The sequence below is a fragment of the Gammaproteobacteria bacterium genome (genome assembly GCA_035279405.1).
Taxonomy (GTDB): Bacteria; Pseudomonadota; Gammaproteobacteria; order Natronospirales; family REEB76; genus REEB76.
This window is the reverse complement of record DATEHU010000044.1, coordinates 1-1,428: the sequence shown is the minus strand read 5'-3', so window position 1 is coordinate 1,428 and position 1,428 is coordinate 1. Positions and strand designations below refer to the sequence as shown.

Here is a 1,428-nt window from a genome sequence, read left to right as displayed (position 1 = left end):
CATTCTTATTGTACGGCGCTTGGTGCTCTGCTATAGCGGCGGCATGAAACGGGATGGCCGCGGGTTGGATCATCGGACGCTGGAAGCCATTCGTATGATGGCGGTCGAGCGAGTGCGGGAAGGCGAGGGTGCATCATCGGTCGTTGCCTCCTTCGGGTTTCATCGCACGACGATCTACAAATGGCTCGCTGCGGCGTCGCGGCCGGGTGTTGGGCTGAGGGCGCTGCACTCCAGGCCGGCGACCGGGCGGCCGCGCAGTTTGACGCCGGGTCAGGAGCAACGGGTGTTTCGCTGGATCAACGGCCGCGATCCGCGCCAGTATGGGCTGGATTTCGGATTGTGGACGCGCTCTGTGGTCGCCGCCCTGATCGAGCGGAAGTTCGACATCCGGCTTGGCGTGACGGCGGTAGGGGCATTGCTGGCCAAGCTGGGGCTGACGCCGCAAAAACCGCTGCAACGAGCCTACCAGCGTGATCCGGTGACAATTGAGGCGTGGCGGCGCGAACGGTTTCCAGCCATTGCCGGACGGGCGAAAGCCTCGGGCGGCGAGGTCCATTTCTGGGATGGGTCGGGGTTTCGTGCCGATGCCGTGCACGGAAAGACCTGGGGCAAGAAGGGTGAGACGCCAGTGCTCGAGTGCCCTGGCCAGCGGCAATCGATCAGTGCGGCCTCCGCGGTGAACGCACGTGGTGGTTTCTGGTACTGCACCTACCACGGCGGGCTGAACGCTGAGCTGTTCGTCACGCTGCTGCGGCGAATGATGCGGCACCGTACGAAGCCGGTGCATTTGGTGCTCGATGGACTTCCCGCGCACAAGACCGCACTGGTGAAGGCCTATGTTGCATCCACGAATGGGATGCTGACGCTGCATTTTCTTCCCGGCTATGCCCCTGAGCTCAACCCTGACGAACTGGTCTGGAGCCACGTGAAACGCACCGGGGTGGCGCGGGCACCGTTGCGGCGCGGCGAAACGCTCCACGAGAAGATCGAGGCACAACTCAGTGCGATGAAGCGCATGCCCCACCTAATACGGTCATTCTTCAAGACACCATGTGTCGCCTATATTACAGACCCGTGAGTAAGCTCGCGGCTTCGGAAAAGCTTGACCCTTGGTCATCCTGGTCTCGTTAAAGCCAGGGTAGATGTCGCCTGGCACGATGCCATCCGGCGTCGCGTCTTGGGCCTCGGTAACAAGCGACGTATCGACCTCGCGCTTCCGGCGCCTCCGCTCAGAAGCAGCCAACGGGGTAGGGCAGGCGCTATGCTACGCGCTCCGCCACGACCGGAAGAGGCGTCAGCAATAAGATACGAGGAGCAGCTCGATATAGTAAGCACTTGGTCCACATCATTTCTCACGCCGGCGGGTGGATCGTGCTAGATGGGCGCGGGCAACGCGGTTGGTGGGGCTTGGAGTGGGAGGCTGCCGGA

The 1,428-nt window shown here is 62.7% G+C and carries 1 protein-coding gene; it reads left to right on the top strand.

Annotated elements, in window-relative coordinates; all coding sequences use genetic code 11:
- Nucleotides 1-43 precede the first annotated feature (43 nt).
- On the top strand, nt 44-1,078 hold the full coding sequence (locus VJR90_10130; protein ID HKV97828.1) for an IS630 family transposase: 1,035 nt from the start codon (nt 44-46) through the stop codon (nt 1,076-1,078).
- Nucleotides 1,079-1,428: the final 350 nt, after the last annotated feature.

Excerpts from the sequence above, each read along its gene's own strand:
- VJR90_10130 (HKV97828.1), top strand. The coding sequence starts at position 44 with ATGAAACGGGATGGCCGCGGGTTGGATCATCGGACGCTGGAAGCCATT.